Below are 16666 nucleotides of genomic sequence, written 5' to 3' on the forward strand. Positions count from 1 at the left end.
GCGGGCTGCTTCGTTCAATCTCAAAGTCCGATAATATACATTATGTAAAATCTAGGCCGGTGGCGCGGGCTGGAGGATCAGGAAACCGCCCTCCACGCGCCAGCTGGCCAGTTGCGACAGGAAGTTCATGCCGAGCACGTTGGTGTCGCCGAACTCCTTGGCGACGACCACCGCCAGGTCGTCGGCGACGATCGGCCCGATGCGCATCTCGTCGATCCGCGCGCGCCGTGCGCTGACATCGCCGTTGGCCGTCGAGATCGTCACGGGAAGGCCGCTGTCGCCGATCTCGATGCCGGCCGCCATAGCGGCGCTGCGCGACATCGCGGTCACCGTCGCGCCGCTGTCGATCATGAAGCGCACCGGCCGGCCGTTGACCTCGGCATCCGCCCAGAAATGACCGTCCTCGCCAACCGCGATCCTGAGCGCGCCGCCTTGGACCTGCTGATTGCCGAAGGCGTCGTTCCACAGCCGCGCCAGGTGATGGCGTTGGCCGACGATCAGCGCCGCGCCGATGAAGATCGCCGCCCAGATCAGCGCCAGCTTCACGGTCTGGCCCAGCGGCACGCGCCGCGCGATCAGGCTGCTCAGCACCAGCACGAGGCAGCCGATGCCGCCGATAAGCCCAGCGGTCTGCCAGTCAGCCATCGATCACGATCTCCATGCCGTCATGGCCCGGCTCGACCCCGGCGGGCAGCGCGCGCGCCAGCGTCGCATAGTCCATCGACTGATCCATATGCGTCAACACCGCACGCCTGGGCGCGAATTCGGCGATCCAGCCGAGCGTGCGATCGAGATGCGGATGAGTCGGATGCGGCTTCGCCCTGAGCGCATCGACCACCCATAGATCGAGGCGCTGATACAATATCGCCATTTCAGGCGTCATTTCGTTAAAATCAGTCGAATATCCCGCTGAGGCCCGGCCATCCGCAGTTTCGAACACCAATCCCGCGGAGGTGATCGAACCGTGCGGCTGATCGACCACGGTCACCGCTATGTCGCCGATCTCGATGCGATCGGGCAAGTCCTCCCCCGCCACCGTCGGCGGATAGCCGTCGCGTCCGTTGAAGGCATAGGCGAAGCGCTCCGTCAGCGATGCGAGCGTTTCCGGCCGCGCCAGGCCGCGCACCGGCCGGCCGCGGGCATGGTAGAGCTGCCGGAGATCGTCGATCCCATGACAGTGATCGGCATGGTCGTGCGTCCAGATCACCGCATCGACATCGGCGACATCGGCGGCGAGCAGCTGCTCGCGCATGTCGGGGCCCGTGTCGATCAGGATGCGGGTGGTGGCGGTGCTGACGAGGATCGAGGCGCGCGTGCGGCGGTTGCGCGGCTCGGCGGGGTCGCAGACGCCCCAATCGTTGCCGATCCGCGGCACGCCCGAGGAGGTGCCGCAGCCGAGTATCCTGATCTTCACGCAGCCGCTTTCGCGAACAGTTCGAAGAAGTTGCGCGTCGTCGCTTCGGCCAGCTCCTCGATCGATTCGCCCCGCAAACCGGACAGGAACGCTGCGGTGTCGGCGACGAACGCCGGTTCCCCGGTCTTGCCGCGATGCGGCACCGGCGCGAGAAACGGGGAATCGGTCTCGATCAGCAGCCTGTCCAGCGGCAGCCTAGCGGCGGTCGCCTGCAGATCCTTCGCGTTCTTGAAGGTCACGATCCCCGAGATCGAGATGTAGAGGCCCAGATCGAGCGCGATATCGGCGAACTCGCCGCTGGCGGTGAAGCAGTGGATGACGCCGGGATAGGCCCCCTGCTCCATCTCCTCGCGCAGGATTCTCGCGGTGTCCGCCTCGGCGTCTCGCGTATGGACGACGATCGGCAGGCCCGTCTCGCGCGAGGCGCGGATATGCGCGCGGAAACTCGCCTGCTGCCGCTCCCGATCCGAATGATCGTAATAATAGTCGAGCCCGCTTTCGCCGATGCCGATCACCCTGGGATGCGCGGCTTTGGCGACCAGCTTGGCGGTATCGATGTTGGGATGCGCATCCGCTTCGTGCGGATGGATGCCGACGGTGGCGAACACGTCCGCCTCGCGCTCGGCGGTGGCGATGACGTCATCCCATTCACGCTCGCGGGTGGAGATATTGAGCATGGTGCCGACGCCACGCGCGCGGGCGCGTTCGAGCACGCTCGCCTGATCCTCGATCAAGCCCTTGTAATTCAAATGACAATGGCTGTCGACGAAGGTCACGCCGCTTCCTCCGCCAGCTCCAGCCGAGGGAACACGCCCTGCGGCGCGGGCAGCGCCTCGCCCGCCGCGATCGGCCAGCCGAGTGCTTCGAAGCTGCGCTTGTCGCCATCCTGTCCCAGCAGGTCGAGCAGCTTGTCCGCTCCGGCGGGAACCGCCCAGCGCGCCATGATGGCGATGCGGCGGATCGCTTCCGCAGTCACATACAGGATGGTGTCGGCGCGCGCCGGATCGGTTTTGCGCACCGCCCAGGGCGCCTGGTCGGCGAAATACTGGTTGGCGTCGCGCGCCGCCGCCCAGATCGCATCGAGCGCATTGTGGATCGCCAGATCCTTCATCGCTTCGTGCATTCCCGCTTCGGCGCGGTCGATGCTGGCGAACAGAGTTTCCTCGGCGTCGGTGCGGGGCCCCGCCTCGGGCACGCGTCCGCCGCAATTCTTGGCGATCATCGACAGGCTGCGCTGCGCAAGATTGCCGAGATTGTTGGCGAGATCGGCGTTGCAGCGGGTCACGATCGCTTCTTCCGAATAGCTGCCGTCCTGGCCGAAGCTCACCTCGCGCAGCAGGAAGTACCGGATCGCATCCACGCCATGCCGTTCGGCGAGCGCCATCGGATCGGTGACGTTGCCGAGACTCTTCGACATCTTCTCGCCCCGGTTGAGCAGGAAGCCGTGGCCGAACACGGAGACCGGCAGCGGCAGCTTCGCGCTCATCAGAAAGGCGGGCCAATAGACCGTGTGGAAGCGGACGATGTCCTTGCCGATGATATGCAGGTTCGCCGGCCAATAATCCTGATAAAGCTCGATATTATCAGGATAGCCGGCCCCGGTCAGATAGTTGGTCAGCGCATCGACCCAAACATACATGACATGCCCCGGGCTGCCGGGCACGGGCACGCCCCAGTCGAAGCTGGTGCGCGAGACCGACAGGTCGGCAAGGCCGCCTTCCACGAAGCGCAGGATTTCGTTGCGGCGGCTTTCGGGCCGGATGAATTCGGGGTTGGCCGCATAATGATCGAGCAGCGGCTGCTGATATTTGGAGAGACGAAAGAACCAGGTCTCCTCCTCGGTCCATTCGACCGGCGTGCCTTGCGGGGAAAGCTTCCCGCCCCCTTCCCCCTCGGTCAGCTCGCTCTCGTCGTAGAACGCCTCGTCGCGAACCGAATACCAGCCTTCGTAGCGGTCCAGATAGAGGTCGCCGGCATCCGCCATGGCCTGCCAGATCGCCTGGCTGGCATGGTGGTGATCGACATCGACGGTGCGGATGAAACGATCATAAGAAATATTCAAGGCATCCGCCATTGCCTTGAAATAACCGCTCATTTCATCGGCGAGTTCGCGCGGCTCGACACCGCGCCTGCGCGCCTCCTGCACCATCTTCAGCCCATGCTCGTCGGTGCCGGTGAGGAAGCGGACGTCGCGGCCCAGCTGCCGCTGGTAGCGCGCGATCGCGTCGGTCGCGATCGCCTCATAGGCGTGGCCGATATGGGGGCGGCCATTGGGGTAGCTGATCGCGGTGGTGATATAGAAGGGGTCGGTCATGTCGCCGGCGGCTCTATCGCATCGCCGGCGGGTTTAGAAGACGATTGGGCACACTCTGGCACTGTCGCCCCTGCGGAGGCAGGGGCCTATCTATGCCATCCATCAGCCGCTGCGCTTGGAGTGAGCTCGGATGGGCCCATGCTTTCGCAGGGGCGACAATAGATCTTGCTACTTGGCCAATCGCGCGACATGGCCGCCCATCTCGAAAGCGACGGTGGCGGGATCGAGATTCAGCGGCAGCGCGCTTGCCGCGAGTGCGCGCGCGGCTTCCCATGCGGCGATGGCTTCGGCGAGCGGCTGGCCGCGGCGCGATCGCGCCTCACGCGCGATGAAGCCGGGCGCACGATCGAGCATCGCCTCGTAACGCGGCTGCGCCGCCTTGCCGCTGACCGCGCGGCCAAGCGCGATGCGCTGGGCGTTGGTCGGATCGCCGCTACGGGCGATGTCGGCAAGCACGGCATCGATCGCAGCCAGATCGAGGCCCGCCATGTGCAATGCGCGCCCGACAGAGCCCTCCCCCGCTTTGATCAGGGCGGCGATTCTGTCGTCCGGGAGCGACGGATCGTGCGCACGAAGCGCCGCCGCCATGGCGTCATCGTCAAGCGCGGCGAAGCGCAGCAGCCGGCAGCGCGAACGGATCGTCGGCAGCAACCGGCCCGGCGCGTGGCTGACCAACAGGAAGACCGTTCCCTGCGGCGGCTCCTCCAGATTCTTGAGCAATGCGTTGGCGGCGGCGCGCTCTAGATCGTCGATCGAATCGATCACCACCACGCGGCGGCGCGAAAGCGAGGGCGCGGTGGCGAACAGCGGCTGCAACGCGCGCACCTGATCGATCGAGACGTTGCGCGCGAGCTTGCCCTCCGGATCCCATTCGGCGCGCGGCCTGGCGCGTTCCTTGGCGTCGGCGGGCAGGCGGTCGAGCAGCCGATAGTCGGGATGGCTGCCCGCTGCGAACAGATGCGCGGCCGGATGGCTGGATGGCGTCTGGAAGCCTCGCGGCAGCCCATCGGCATCCTGCGCCTCGGCCAGCATCCGCAGCGCGGCGATCCGCGCGAAGGTCCCCTTCCCTGACCCCTCGGGCCCGGCGATCAGCCAGGCATGATGGAGCGCGCCCGAATCCATCGCGGCGCGAAACTGCGCGAGCGCCGTATCCTGGCCCCGGATGATCGTCACGGCAGCCAGTCGGCGACAGCGGCGACGAGACGATCGGTGACGTCCTGCTTCGATCCGGTGGCGTCGATCAACCGGAAGCGGTCGGGCTCCGCTTCGGCGAAGCCGCGAAACGCCGCGTTCACGGCGCGGTGGAAATTCTCGTCGCGAAGGCCGAAGCGATCGTTCGCGGCGCCGTCGCGCGCGCTTGCCCGCGCCGCCGCCTCCTCGTCCGGAAGGGTCAGCACCAGCGTCCGATCGGGCAGCAGGCCGCGGCTGCCGAAGGCGTGCAGCGCCAGGATCGCGCCGTCGTCGATACCGCCGGCGACGCCCTGATAGGCCCGCGTCGAATCGAGAAAGCGGTCGCAGATCACCCAGCGTCCCGCCTCGACGGCCGGATGGATCAGCCGGTCGATATGGTCGGATCGCGCGGCGGCGAACAGCAGCGCCTCGGCATGCGGACTCCAGCGATCGACCGCGCCCGCCATCAGCAGCCCGCGGATCGCCTCCGCGCCGGCGCTGCCGCCGGGCTCGCGCGTGACCTCGCACTCGATCCCGCGCCGCGCCAGCGCATCGGCCAGCGCGCGCGCCTGGGTTGATTTGCCGACGCCCTCGCCGCCTTCCAGGCTGATGAAGCGCCCCGCCGTCACCCGAACAGCGACGTCAGGCCAAGCCAGGCGCGGCGGAAGAAGCCGGCTTCCTCCACCGCGGCCTCGGCGACCAGCGGCATCGTCTGCGCCGGCATGTCGGGGGTGCGCACCACCAGGTCCGCGATATGCTGCCCCTGCTTGATCGGCGCCTTGACCGGGCCGTTATAGACCACGCTGACGCGCATCTCGGACGCGGCGCCCTTGGGCAGCGTCACCGCGAGATTCTTGGGCGCGACCAGGCCCACGGTGTCGGCATCGCCCATTTGCACCTCGGCCGCCTCGATCCGCTTGCCCTTGGCCGCGAGCGGGCGCGAATCCCAGGCGCGAAAGCCCCAATCCATGAAGCGGACCGATTCCTCGGCGCGGCCGCCATAGGAATCGAGGCCCGCGACGACCATCACGATGCGGCGGCCATTCTGTTCGGCCGAACCGGTGAAGCCGTAGCCCGCCTCCTCGGTATGGCCGGTCTTGAGCCCGTCAGCTCCTTCGACACGGCCGAGCAGCGGATCGCGATTCTGCTGGGTGATCGCCGCACCGCCCATCGTCTTGCCCCAGGTGAAGCTCTCCTTCGAATAGAACTTCTTGTAGAGATCGGGGAAGTCCTCGATCGTCCGCGCGGCGAGCGTGGTCAGGTCCTCCGCGGTGACATAGGTGCGCCCTTCGTCCGGCCAGCCGTTCGAGTTGCCGAAGCGGCTGTCGTTCATGCCGATCTTCCTGGCATAGCGCGTCATCTGCTGGGCGAACGCCTCTTCGGTGCCGGAGATTTCCTCGGCCAGCACGACACAGGCGTCGTTCCCCGAAAGCGTGACGATGCCGTAGAGCAGATTTTCGACGCTCACCCGCTCGTTGGGCGACAGGAACATGGTCGATCCGGCCTGCGGACCGTGCCATTTCTCCCAGGTCTCCGGCCTGACCGTGACCATCTGGTCGAGCTTCAATTCGCCCTTCTTGATCAGGTCGAAGGCGACATAGACCGTCATCATCTTCGCCATCGAAGCCGGCGGCATGCGCATGTCTTCGTTCTTGGCGTAGAGCACCGCGCCCGAGCTCAGATCCTTCATGTAAGCGACCTTGGCCGGCGTATCGAAGGGCGGCGCCGCGGCCTGGCCGGGAATGGCGATGAGCAGGGCGGCGACGGGAACGGCGATCGGGGTCTTCACGGGGATACGCACCTCTTGGGCATCAGGGAACGGGTTGGATCACCGCGTCGCCGAAGCCGTCGGCGGCGATTTCGGCGCGCGCGGCGTTCGCGCTGCGGGCATCCTTAAACGGCCCGAGCGTGACGCGCCAGAGCGCACCGGCCCGATCGGCTTCGCCGTCGATCCGCCGGGCGAGCGCCCGGGCGCGGTCCTCGTCGTGGAAACTCGCGACCTGGATGCGGAATGGCCCCGGCCCAGCAGCCGTTCCCGCCAACGCCGGAGCCTGTGGCAGCGCCTGCCGCGCATAGCCCGAATCGACGCTGCGCACGCGTACCCGGCCGATGCCGGATATCCCCAGCCGCTGGGCCGCGGCACGCGACAGATCGATGATTCGCTTCCCGTGATAGGGGCCGCGATCGTTGATCCTCAGCACGACATTGCGACCATTGGCGATTGAGGTGACCTCGACATGCGAACCGAGCGGAAGGGTGCGGTGGGCCGCGGTCATGCCTGAGGGGTCGAAGCGCTCACCGCTGGCGGTGGGGCGCCCGGCCAGTTCCGCGCCGTACCAGCCCGCCATGCCTGTTTCGTCGTAATCCGCTGGTTCGAAGGGCCCGCCCATCGGTGGTCCGCCGGCGCACCCGGCGAGCAGCAGGCCTGCCGCCAAAAGGCTATTTCGCGACTTCATCCGCCAACAACCCCACCGACAAGGCGTAGAAATTGGAGCAGTTGTAATCGAGGATCACCCGGTAGTTGCCGGTGAGCAGATAGGCGGTCCGGCCCGGTCCGTCGGGCTCGATCAGGCTGGCGAGATCGCTGTCGCGCAGCCCCGATCCCGGTGGGACGCCGATGCCCAGCGCGCGCCATTCGGCGACCGTCCGCCAGCGGCTGTGGCGCTCGAAAACGCGAGGACAGCGCGGTGAGACGAGCCGATTGACCTGGTCCGATCGGTCGAGCCCGGAGGGCACGCTGACCGCGACGCCCCATGGCACGTTGGGCCGCCAGCCGGCATTGACGAAATAATTGGCGATCGAGGCGAGCGTATCCGCCTCGCTGCGCCAGATATCGGCGCGGCCGTCGCCGTCGCCGTCCTTGGCCAGCCGGAGGTAAACCGAGGGCAGGAACTGCGGATAGCCCGTCGCCCCCGCCCAGCTGCCCTTCAACTGCTCGCGCGACACGCCGTCGTCGAGCATCTTCAGCGTGGCGAGGAACTCGGGCTCGAACAGCGACCGCCGCCGGCCTTCATAAGCCAGCGTCGCGAGACTCCGCAGCAGATCGAAATCGCCGGTATAGCCGCCATAATTGGTCTCATGCCCCCAGATCGCCACCATGATCGATTCGGGCACGCCGGTGCGGCGCTCGATCGCCTCGAGGCGCGGACGCAGCGCCTGATACTTGGCGCGGCCGCGATTGATCCGCGCCGCATCGACATGGCGCGCCTTGTAGGGCGCGAACGGCGGGATCGCCGAGCTGCTCGATCCGCCCGGCTGGCCGCGGTCGAGCTCGACCACGCGCGGATTGTAGGTGAGCGTCGGCACCACCCGGTCGAAGGTGGCACGGCTGATGCCCATCGCCTCCGCCTTGTCGCGCAGGCTGTAGAGATAGGGCTGCAGACCGGCCGGATCCTGCGCCGACGCCGGAAAGGCCGTGAAAGTGAAACAAGCGGCGATCGCCGCGATAAAGGTCCGAATACGCAAAACTGTCCCCCGCATGGCTGGTTTGTGCCACATCCTGCCCGGAACAGCGAAACCTTTCACCCCGCCCCTTGCACAGCAGACCGCGCGGACGATATGCGCCTTGCCCAAGGACAGGTGGCCGAGTGGTTTAAGGCAGCGGTCTTGAAAACCGCCGTGGGTGCAAGCTCACCGTGGGTTCGAATCCCACCCTGTCCGCCATCAAGCGCGCTGACCGCACATCAGCATCGGCACCAGACCAGATTGGCGCAGGTGGCACAGTGGTCGGCTGAAAGCCCGTGCGTGTAGGGCGGTGGTACATTGTACAGCTCATGCGTCCGGCGCGCCGTGCTGGGCTGGTAATAGGTCTCTGTCATGGCCCAGTTCCGCCAGGCGCCGTTGAGGTGCAGGTTGCGGGCGATGGCCTCGTTGATCAGCTTGGGCGCGGCGCATCGTCCCGGCTGCGGCGCGTGGCCGCCGGCATGAGTCCCTTGCACTTCGGCAAGGGTCAGCGCTCCGCCGCCACGCGCACGGTACGGCGGCGCCTGATATTGCGCGACCGTATAGCCGAAGCGCGCAGCGGCCGCGATCATCGGCGCGAAATTGTCATGGTTGCCCGAGCATGCGACGAGTGTTTGCCCGGAAGCGCAGAGCACGCCGACCATGAACTTGTGCGCGTTGGGGTCGGTCATGATGAAGCCGCCCGCAGGCATCATCATCGGCTGGGCGGCCATCTCCGCGACGAAGCGCATCGCGTGAAAGCGGCTTTGCTGGCTTTCCTGGATCTGGTGACTGGCGCCGCGAAGGCCGCAGGCGCGACACCGACCAGCGCCATAGGTCAGATAGTTCATATGACAACTCCCCCGAGTGTGCCTCGAGGGAGTTGTCGCACCGGCCCGGAGGCCGGGCAAATGAGTTTTGCCCGATTTCGGAGTTACTTCTTGCCCAGCGACAGCCCGCCGAAGCGCTTGTTGAAGCGCGCGACCTGGCCGCCTGCATCAAGCATCTGCCCCTTGCCGCCCGTCCAGGCGGGGTGCGCGAGCGGGTCGATCTCGAGCGTCATTGTGTCGCCCTCCTTGCCCCAGGTGGAGCGAGTTTCGTACACGGTGCCGTCGGTCATCTGCACCTTGATCATGTGGTAGTCGGGGTGGACGTCTTTCTTCATCGGTCAGGCTCCTTGCGGGCTGGTTTCCGACCAGCCCTGGAAATGAAGCGCGCGCCCTACAGGGTGCGGGCGCAAAACTCAAGCGGAAGGCGGATCCGCGATCATCGCGGTGAAGTTGGCCTGCGCCGCGACCTTGCCGTCGACCAGCGCCTTGCCGGCAAACTTGCAGACCGTGGCCCGCTTCTGGGCGAATTCGACCTCCAGCCGAAGCAGCACGCCGGGTTCCACCGGCGCGCGGAACTTGGCTTCGTCGATCGCCATGAAATAAACGAGCTTGCCCGATCCGGCGAGACCGAAGCTTTCGACGGCAAGCACGCCCGCCGCCTGCGCCAGCGCCTCGACGATCAGCACGCCGGGCATGATCGGGCGGCCGGGGAAATGCCCCTGGAAGAAGCCCTCATTGATCGTCACCGCCTTGATCGCGGCGATCGACCGGTCGGGGATAAGCTCCTCGACGCGGTCGACCAGCAGCATCGGATAGCGGTGCGGCAGCGCCGCCATCACCTTGCGGATATCGAGCGGGTCGAATGCGGCCCGCTCGCCGGCGGCTTCGCTCACCGGCCCGGGTTCGTCGTGCTCGGCGCCGGTGTCGGCGTGGCGGGCGCGGTCCCGGCTGCCGGCTGCTGCTGCGGCGGCGGCGCGGTCGTGCTGACGCTCGGCAGTTGCTGGTTGAGCTGCGCGAGTACCGCGTCCGAGATATCGACATTGGCGGCATTGTAGAAAGTGTTGTTCTTGTCCACCGCGATCGTCGCGCCGCGCTGCTGCGCGATCTGGTTGATGATCGGCAGCATCCGCTGGCCGATCTGCTGGCGCACATAGGCGACGTTGCGCTGGAAGGTCGCTTCCTCCTGCTGCACCTGACGCTGCGCCGCCTGCTGCCTGGTCTCGAAGGCCTGAATGCGCTGGGTCAGCGCCGCATCGGGGCGGTTGTTGGCCGCCTTGATCGCCGCCTGAAGCGACTGGGCCTCGGTCTGCAGCGGCTGGCCCGCCGCCTGGGCGCGCTGCTGCAGCTGGGTGAGCTGCTGTTGGAGCTGCGTGTTGGCCGTTTTGCAGGCGTTGCAGTCGCGCATGACCCGCTCGGCGTCGACGATCGCGATCTTGGCGTCGGGCAGCGTCTGGGCGCTTGCCGGCGTGGCCGCGAGCGCGGCGGTGACGACGGCCGAAGCAGCCAGGCTGTTGAGAATTCGCATCAGAATTGTGTCCCTACGTTGAACGTGAAGAGTTTGGGGTCATCCCCCTCGGCGGTTATCAGCGCCTTGGCCACATCGATCCTAAGCGGACCGAACGGCGAATTCCAGTTGACGCCGAAACCCACCGAGAGGCGCGGCTTGGGCGTATCGCCCAGGAATTGCTCGAAGAACGGATTGGTCGTGTTGGTGAAGCGGGTGTTCACCGACGTGCCCTCGCAGGTTCCGCCTGCGGTCGCCGAATAGCCGACCTGGCAGGTCGTCACCTGGCCCGGATTGGACGTCGCATCGGAGGGGACGACGTAAAGGGGCCGGCCAGCGCTGTCGTTGACGTCGGTCACCAGCGGCAGCAGCGACGGCGAACCGTCTTCATTGAACAGCAAATTGCCGTCCTCATCGGTCGCCTGAGGGAACACCACCGTCGGCAGCGGCCGGGTCACGTTCCATAGCGCGCCGACATCGACGAAGATCGACGGCCGCAGACCCAGCTCGCGCGCGCCGGCGCCCAGCGGAATCTCCAGCTCGGCCCGGCCAAGATAGTAAGCGCGGCCGCCCAGCGCGTCGTCCACGATCCGATCGCGATCGGTGACCACGGCCTGATCTCCACCGGCTACGGTGCCGGTATAGGGCGACCGCAATATGCGCGGGCCGACGCCGCGGATGTCGAAGCCGCGGAACTGCGGTTCGCCCAGATAGAAGCGATCGGTAATGCGGACCTTGTCGATCCCGGGCCCGCGGCTTTCCTCAAGCGGCAGGATATAGCCGCCCTCCAGTCCCACCGAGAAAATGAACCCGCCGCCGACGTGCCAATATTTATCGGCGTCGAAGCGCGTGCGCAGGTAGCGGACGTCGCCGCCCAGCCCGGCGAAGTCCTGGCTCAGCACTGCCCGATGGCCGGCAGACGGCCGCAAACGGCTGTTCAGGCTGTCGTAGATGATCGAATAGCCGACCGACGACGTCGCGCGCTCGCCGATCGCGTCGCACAGATATCGCCCGGCGCGAAGCGGATCGCACCGGCCGCCGGTGAAGAACTGATTCTCGTCCAGCGACACATCGTCAAAGGTCAAACCGTACCGTGCAGCAACCGAAAGATACTCGGTGATCGGCACGCCCGTGCGCAGCTGGAAACCGGTCGACACCTGCGAATAGGTCGTCTGGCGTTCATCGCCGCTGTAGTTGAACGCATTGTAATCACGGCGGAATATGTCGCCGCCCACCGCGATGTTCTTGTCGAACAGATAGGGTTCGGTGAAACCGATCTCGGCCGACTTCGAATAGGTCGAATAGTTGACGCTGGCGCGCAGCTCTTGCCCCTTGCCGCGGAAGTTGCGCTGGCGGATCGAGGCATTGATGATGAAGCGCTCAAGGCTCGAGAAGCCGGCCGAGAGCTGTAATTCGCCGGTCGCCTTTTCTTGGACATTGGCTTCGAGCACGACGCGGTCATCGGCGACGCGCTTCTGCTCGATCTCCAGATTCTCTTGGAAATAGCCCAGCGAATTGATCCGGTCGGCCGATCGCTTGAGCTGGAAGGAGTTGAACGCGTCGCCCTCGGCAAGGCGCATCTCGCGACGGATCACCTTGTCCTGCGTGGTCGTGTTGCCGTTGATGTCGACCCGCTCGACATAGACGCGCGGACTCTCCGCGATCTTGAACACCAGCGACATGGTGCGCGCTTCCTTGTCGCGGATGAATTCAGGCCGCACATCGGCAAAGGCGTAGCCGACCAGTCCGGCGGTGTTGCTGATGCTCTCGACCGAATCCTCGACCAACTGGGCGTTGTACCAGTCGCCCTTCTTGATCGGCAGGCTGGCGGCGAGGCGCTCATTGTTGAAATCGCGTATTTCGCTGTCGACCTCGACATTCTCGATCTTGTAGCGCTCGCCTTCCTCGACGACGTAGGTGATGACGAAATCGCGCCGGTCGGGGGTCAGCTCGGCGACCGCGGAGACGACGCGGAAATCGGCATAGCCTTCGGTCAGGTAGAACTGGCGGAGCTTCTGCTGGTCATAGGCCAGGCGATCGGGATCGTAGCTCGTGCCCGACGAAAAGATGCGGAAGAAACGCGCCTGCTTGGTCAGCATCTGGCTGCGCAGCTTGCCGTCGTCGAACACCTCGTTGCCGATGATGTTGATCTGGCGGACCTTGGATTTCGGCCCCTCGCTGATCTCGAAGACGATATCGACGCGATTCTGGTCGAGCGCGACGCTCTTGGGCTCTACCGTAGCGGCGAAGCGGCCTTGCCGGCGGTAGAGCTCGATGATGCGGGCGACGTCCGCGCGCACCGCTGGGCGCGTGAAGATCTGCCGGGGCGCGAGCTTGATCTCGGGCCGGATCTTGTCTTCCTTCAGGCTCTTGTTGCCCTCAAGGACGATGCGGTTGATTACCGGGTTCTCGCGGATGCGGATCACCAGCTCGCCGGTCTGCACGCCGTCGATCTGGACGTCGGCGAACAGATCGGACGCGTAGAGATCGCGCAGCGCCTGATCGAGCGTTTCCTGGGTATAGGGCTGGCCGGGGCGCAGTGTCGTGCGCTGCAAGACGGTATCCGGCTCGATCCGCTGCGATCCGGAAACGGTCACGGATTTGATGATGCGCTGCTGCTCGACAGGTGCGGCCTGGGCGGGCGTAGTCGCGGGCGCGTTTTGCGGCGTCGCTGGAGCGGACTGTGCTGCCGGAGCAGGCTCGGGCGGCGTCTCCGGCGCGGTCGCGGCGGGCGGCGGAGCGTCCTGGGCGAAGGCCGGCATGGCTATCCCCGAAAGGATCGTGCCCACCATCAGGGCCGCGCTGCTGCGCTTGCCGAATGCGGTTGCTGTCTTCGCTGTCACCCGTCCACCCCAAACTAAATCGAGAGTTGCCATCTTCGTCATCCGCGAAGGGCCGCGCTGCCCTGCCCGAACCCGCTCAGCCGATCAACCCGGCGATCCTGTTCCAGACGCCGAACGACGCCAGGTCGTTGGTCGTCACGAACACCATCAGCGCCAGCAGCGCCACCAGTCCGCCCCGAAAGGCCCATTCCATCGCTACGGGGTTCACCGGCCGCCGCGTCACGCCTTCGATGGCATAGAACAGCAAATGTCCTCCATCCAGCATGGGGACTGGCAATAAGTTGATGAATCCCAGATTAATCGAGATGAGCGCGACCAGGAATATGAAGGGCGTCAGCCCCAGCGCCGCCTGCTGACCGGAGATTTCCGCGATCTTGAGCGGTCCGCCCAGCTCCTTGACCGAGCGTCGGCCGGTGATGATCTGGCCTATCGCCGAGACCATGTCCTGGACGATCTCGACCGTCTGGCGCACCGCCACACCCGGCGCGGCGAGCAGGGACACCGGCGTGGCCTGCGGCATACCGCCACCGATGCCGAGGCGCCCGACCCGATAGCTGTTGCCGAACCGGTCCTGCTCAACCGCCACGCCGATGCGTATTTCGCCTTCGATGGAGCGGCCCTCTCGCACGAACGTAAGGGGGACCATCTCGGCGGGCCGCAACCGAGCAAAGCGTGCGAGATCGTTGAACGTCTCGATCTCGCGCCCACCCAATGCCGTGATACGATCGCCAGGGCGAATGCCCGCAGCCTCGGCCGCGCTCCCCGCCTCCACCGAATTCGCCACCGCCGGCGTGCGCAAGTCCCCGAACGCAAGCGCGAACCCAATCAGGATCAGGATCGCGACCAGGAAATTGGTGACGGGGCCGGCGAGCACGATCAGCGCGCGCTGCCATAGCGGCTTGGCCTGAAAGGTCTTCGCCCGCTCTTCCGGAGGCAAGGCCAGCCATTCCGGATCGGGCTGGCTTGCCGGGTTCATGTCTCCGGCGAAGCGGACATAACCGCCCAGCGGCAGCCAGCCGACCTTCCAGCGCGTGCCGCGCCGGTCGGTCCAGCCCGCGATCTCGCGACCGAAGCCGATCGAGAACGCCTCCGCCTTCACGCCGAACCAGCGTCCGACGAAATAATGGCCAAGCTCGTGCACGAACACGAGCGGACCGATCACGAGCAGGAACGCCGCGATGGTCCAGAGAATGCCGGGGGCTTCGATCAAGCTACGCCTTCCTTCACACGCGCGTCCGCCAGGCCCCTCGCTTCGGCGTCGATCGCCAGCACGGCGTCGAGCGTCTCCGGCGCAGGCGGATCGTAGCAGGAAAGCGTATCGGCGACGATTGCGGCAATTTCGAGGAAGCCGATACGGCCTTCCAGAAAAGCCTTCACCGCGATCTCATTGGCCGCGTTCAATATGGCCGGACGCGCGCCGCCGGCCTCCAGCGCCTCACGCGCGAGGCGGAGCGCGGGGAAGCGCTCGGGGTCGGGGCTCTCGAAATCGAGCCGCCCGATCGCCGCGAGATCGAGCGGCCGGGCCGGAGTCGCCATCCGATCGGGCCAGGCGAGCGTGTGCGCGATCGGCACGCGCATATCGGGCGATCCCAGCTGCGCCAGCATCGACCCATCGGCATATTCGACCAGGCTGTGGATCACCGACTGGCGGTGGACCAATATCTCCAGCTGCTCGGGGGCGACCGGGAACAGATGGAACGCCTCGATCAGTTCGAGGCCCTTGTTCATCATCGTCGCCGAATCGACCGAGATTTTGGCGCCCATCGACCAGTTGGGATGCGCCACCGCCTGCTTGGGGGTGATGTCGCGCATCTCGGCGCGGCTAAGCGCGCGGAACGGGCCGCCACTCGCGGTCAGGATCACCCGGCGCACCGCCTTCGCCTGATGCGGCGCGAAGCATTGGAAGATCGCATTATGCTCCGAATCGACCGGCAGGATGGTCGCGCCGGTGCGCTTGGCTTCGGCGGTGACGATGCTGCCCGCGGAGACCAGCGCTTCCTTGTTGGCAAGCGCGAGCGTCGCCCCCTGCCCCAGCGCCGCCATCACCGGCTTGAGCCCCGCCGCGCCGACGATCGCCGCCATCGTCCAGTTGCACGGCATCGCGGCGGCTTCGCAGACCGCCTGCGCGCCGCCCCGCGCCTCGATTCCACTGCCGTCCAGCGCCGTTGTGAGCGCCGGCAAGCAACGCTCATCCGCGACAACGGCCAGTTTCGCGCCATGTTCGCGCGCGGCGGCGGCGAGACCGTCGACATCGCAATTGGCGGTCAACGCCACGACCTCGAAGCGCGCAGGGTCGCGGCCGATCAGATCGAGCGTCGATCGCCCGACCGACCCGGTCGCGCCGAGGATGCTGACGCGTTTCACGCGAAATGGTCCGCGATAAGGATGAGAATGAAGGCGATCGGGGCGACGGTCACCACGCCGTCGAGCCGATCGAGCACGCCGCCATGGCCGGGCAGGATGGTGCCCGAATCTTTGACCCCCGCCTTGCGCTTGAGCCCGCTCTCATACAGATCGCCCGCCTGCGCGACGATCGCGAGCAGCGGGCTCAGCAACGCCAGTCGCAGATCGAGCCCGCCATAGGTCGAAAATGCCATGCCGGTGAGCCATGCCGCCACCATGCCGCCGCCAAGGCCCGCCCAGGTCTTGTTGGGAGAGAGCCGCGGCATCAGCTTGGGCCCGCCGATCAGGCGCCCGGCGAAATAGGCGCCGATGTCGGTCGCCCAGACAATCGCCAGCGACCAGAAGGCGAGCATCGCGCCGTCGGGCAGGTTGCGGATCGCGAGCAGCGCGGCCACCGGAACGCCGACATAGGCGACGCCCAGCGCCAGCTGCCCCTGGCGGGTGACCGCGGCGACGAAGAACGCGGCGCCCGCGATCAGCCCCATCGCAAAAAAATCCGGCCCGGCGGCGAGCGGCGAGAGGATGGCGAGCGGCACCGAGAGCGCGAACAGCGCGATCCGCTTCTGCTTCGGCTCGACCCGCGCTAGGTCTGCCCACTCCGCCATCATCAGCAGCCCGGCGATCACCGCCAGCAGCCACAAGGCGACGCCGCCTAGCATGAGCGCGGTCAGGGCCAGCGCGATCAGTATCGCCGCGACCAGCGTCTTGCGCGGCAGGTCCGCCATCCAGTTTTTGGGTATGGCCACC

At 66.5% G+C, this 16666-nt stretch carries 17 protein-coding genes and 1 tRNA gene; 1 reads left to right on the forward strand and 17 read right to left on the reverse strand.

Features of this window, described 5'->3' with window-relative positions; genetic code table 11:
* Positions 1-51: 51 nt before the first annotated feature.
* The 9 genes from D1610_RS15665 to D1610_RS15705 form a co-directional block, all read right to left on the reverse strand.
* Positions 52-645: a retropepsin-like aspartic protease family protein gene (locus D1610_RS15665; protein ID WP_118865129.1), complete on the reverse strand. Its 594-nt coding sequence runs from the start codon at positions 643-645 to the stop codon at positions 52-54.
* Complete coding sequence (locus D1610_RS15670; RefSeq protein WP_118865130.1) at positions 638-1414, reverse strand: MBL fold metallo-hydrolase; 777 nt, start codon at positions 1412-1414, stop codon at positions 638-640. Before D1610_RS15670 ends, D1610_RS15665 begins: the two co-directional genes overlap by 8 nt.
* Complete coding sequence (locus tag D1610_RS15675) at positions 1411-2190, reverse strand: TatD family hydrolase (RefSeq protein ID WP_118865131.1); 780 nt, start codon at positions 2188-2190, stop codon at positions 1411-1413. Before D1610_RS15675 ends, D1610_RS15670 begins: the two co-directional genes overlap by 4 nt.
* Positions 2187-3728: a methionine--tRNA ligase gene (gene metG / locus D1610_RS15680; RefSeq protein WP_118865132.1), complete on the reverse strand. Its 1542-nt coding sequence runs from the start codon at positions 3726-3728 to the stop codon at positions 2187-2189. Before metG ends, D1610_RS15675 begins: the two co-directional genes overlap by 4 nt.
* A 168-nt stretch (positions 3729-3896) precedes the next feature.
* The gene (locus D1610_RS15685) at positions 3897-4901 is read right to left on the reverse strand and encodes a DNA polymerase III subunit delta' (protein WP_118865133.1); all 1005 of its coding nucleotides are present in this window, start codon (positions 4899-4901) and stop codon (positions 3897-3899) included.
* Positions 4898-5527, reverse strand: a complete 630-nt coding sequence (gene tmk, locus D1610_RS15690; protein WP_118865134.1) for a dTMP kinase — start codon at positions 5525-5527, stop codon at positions 4898-4900. Before tmk ends, D1610_RS15685 begins: the two co-directional genes overlap by 4 nt.
* Positions 5524-6687, reverse strand: coding sequence for a D-alanyl-D-alanine carboxypeptidase family protein (locus D1610_RS15695; protein ID WP_118865135.1), 1164 nt, complete (start codon positions 6685-6687; stop codon positions 5524-5526). Before D1610_RS15695 ends, tmk begins: the two co-directional genes overlap by 4 nt.
* 22 nt (positions 6688-6709) lie before the next feature.
* On the reverse strand, positions 6710-7246 hold the full coding sequence (locus tag D1610_RS15700) for a septal ring lytic transglycosylase RlpA family protein (RefSeq protein WP_245942319.1): 537 nt from the start codon (positions 7244-7246) through the stop codon (positions 6710-6712).
* Positions 7247-7337: 91 nt separating this feature from the next.
* A complete protein-coding gene (locus D1610_RS15705) occupies positions 7338-8378 on the reverse strand; it encodes a lytic murein transglycosylase (RefSeq protein ID WP_118865137.1) in 1041 nt (346 codons plus the stop codon).
* Positions 8379-8471: 93 nt separating this feature from the next.
* Here D1610_RS15705 and D1610_RS15710 point away from each other — a divergent pair.
* Positions 8472-8561: transfer RNA gene (locus tag D1610_RS15710), tRNA-Ser, on the forward strand.
* 20 nt (positions 8562-8581) lie between these two features.
* Here the strand turns inward: D1610_RS15710 and D1610_RS15715 are convergent.
* The 8 genes from D1610_RS15715 to D1610_RS15750 form a co-directional block, all read right to left on the reverse strand.
* On the reverse strand, positions 8582-9190 hold the full coding sequence (locus D1610_RS15715) for a hypothetical protein (RefSeq protein WP_118865138.1): 609 nt from the start codon (positions 9188-9190) through the stop codon (positions 8582-8584).
* An 83-nt stretch (positions 9191-9273) separates the two neighbouring features.
* Positions 9274-9504: a 50S ribosomal protein L31 gene (rpmE, locus tag D1610_RS15720; protein WP_118865139.1), complete on the reverse strand. Its 231-nt coding sequence runs from the start codon at positions 9502-9504 to the stop codon at positions 9274-9276.
* 78 nt (positions 9505-9582) lie between these two features.
* Positions 9583-10062, reverse strand: a complete 480-nt coding sequence (fabZ, locus tag D1610_RS15725; RefSeq protein ID WP_118865140.1) for a 3-hydroxyacyl-ACP dehydratase FabZ — start codon at positions 10060-10062, stop codon at positions 9583-9585.
* A complete protein-coding gene (locus tag D1610_RS15730; RefSeq protein ID WP_118865141.1) occupies positions 10059-10694 on the reverse strand; it encodes an OmpH/Skp family outer membrane protein in 636 nt (211 codons plus the stop codon). The genes fabZ and D1610_RS15730 overlap by 4 nt, the downstream gene beginning before the upstream one ends.
* On the reverse strand, positions 10694-13465 hold the full coding sequence (bamA, locus tag D1610_RS15735) for an outer membrane protein assembly factor BamA (RefSeq protein WP_245942329.1): 2772 nt from the start codon (positions 13463-13465) through the stop codon (positions 10694-10696). The genes D1610_RS15730 and bamA overlap by 1 nt, the downstream gene beginning before the upstream one ends.
* A 127-nt stretch (positions 13466-13592) precedes the next feature.
* On the reverse strand, positions 13593-14726 hold the full coding sequence (locus D1610_RS15740) for a M50 family metallopeptidase (RefSeq protein ID WP_118865142.1): 1134 nt from the start codon (positions 14724-14726) through the stop codon (positions 13593-13595).
* Entirely contained in the window at positions 14723-15880 is a 1158-nt protein-coding gene (locus tag D1610_RS15745; protein WP_118865143.1) for a 1-deoxy-D-xylulose-5-phosphate reductoisomerase, read from the reverse strand. The genes D1610_RS15740 and D1610_RS15745 overlap by 4 nt, the downstream gene beginning before the upstream one ends.
* Positions 15877-16665, reverse strand: coding sequence for a phosphatidate cytidylyltransferase (locus D1610_RS15750; RefSeq protein WP_425453245.1), 789 nt, complete (start codon positions 16663-16665; stop codon positions 15877-15879). Before D1610_RS15750 ends, D1610_RS15745 begins: the two co-directional genes overlap by 4 nt.
* Position 16666 lies beyond the last annotated feature (1 nt).

It is taken from the genome of Sphingomonas gilva, from assembly GCF_003515075.1.
GTDB lineage: Bacteria > Pseudomonadota > Alphaproteobacteria > Sphingomonadales > Sphingomonadaceae > Sphingomonas > Sphingomonas gilva.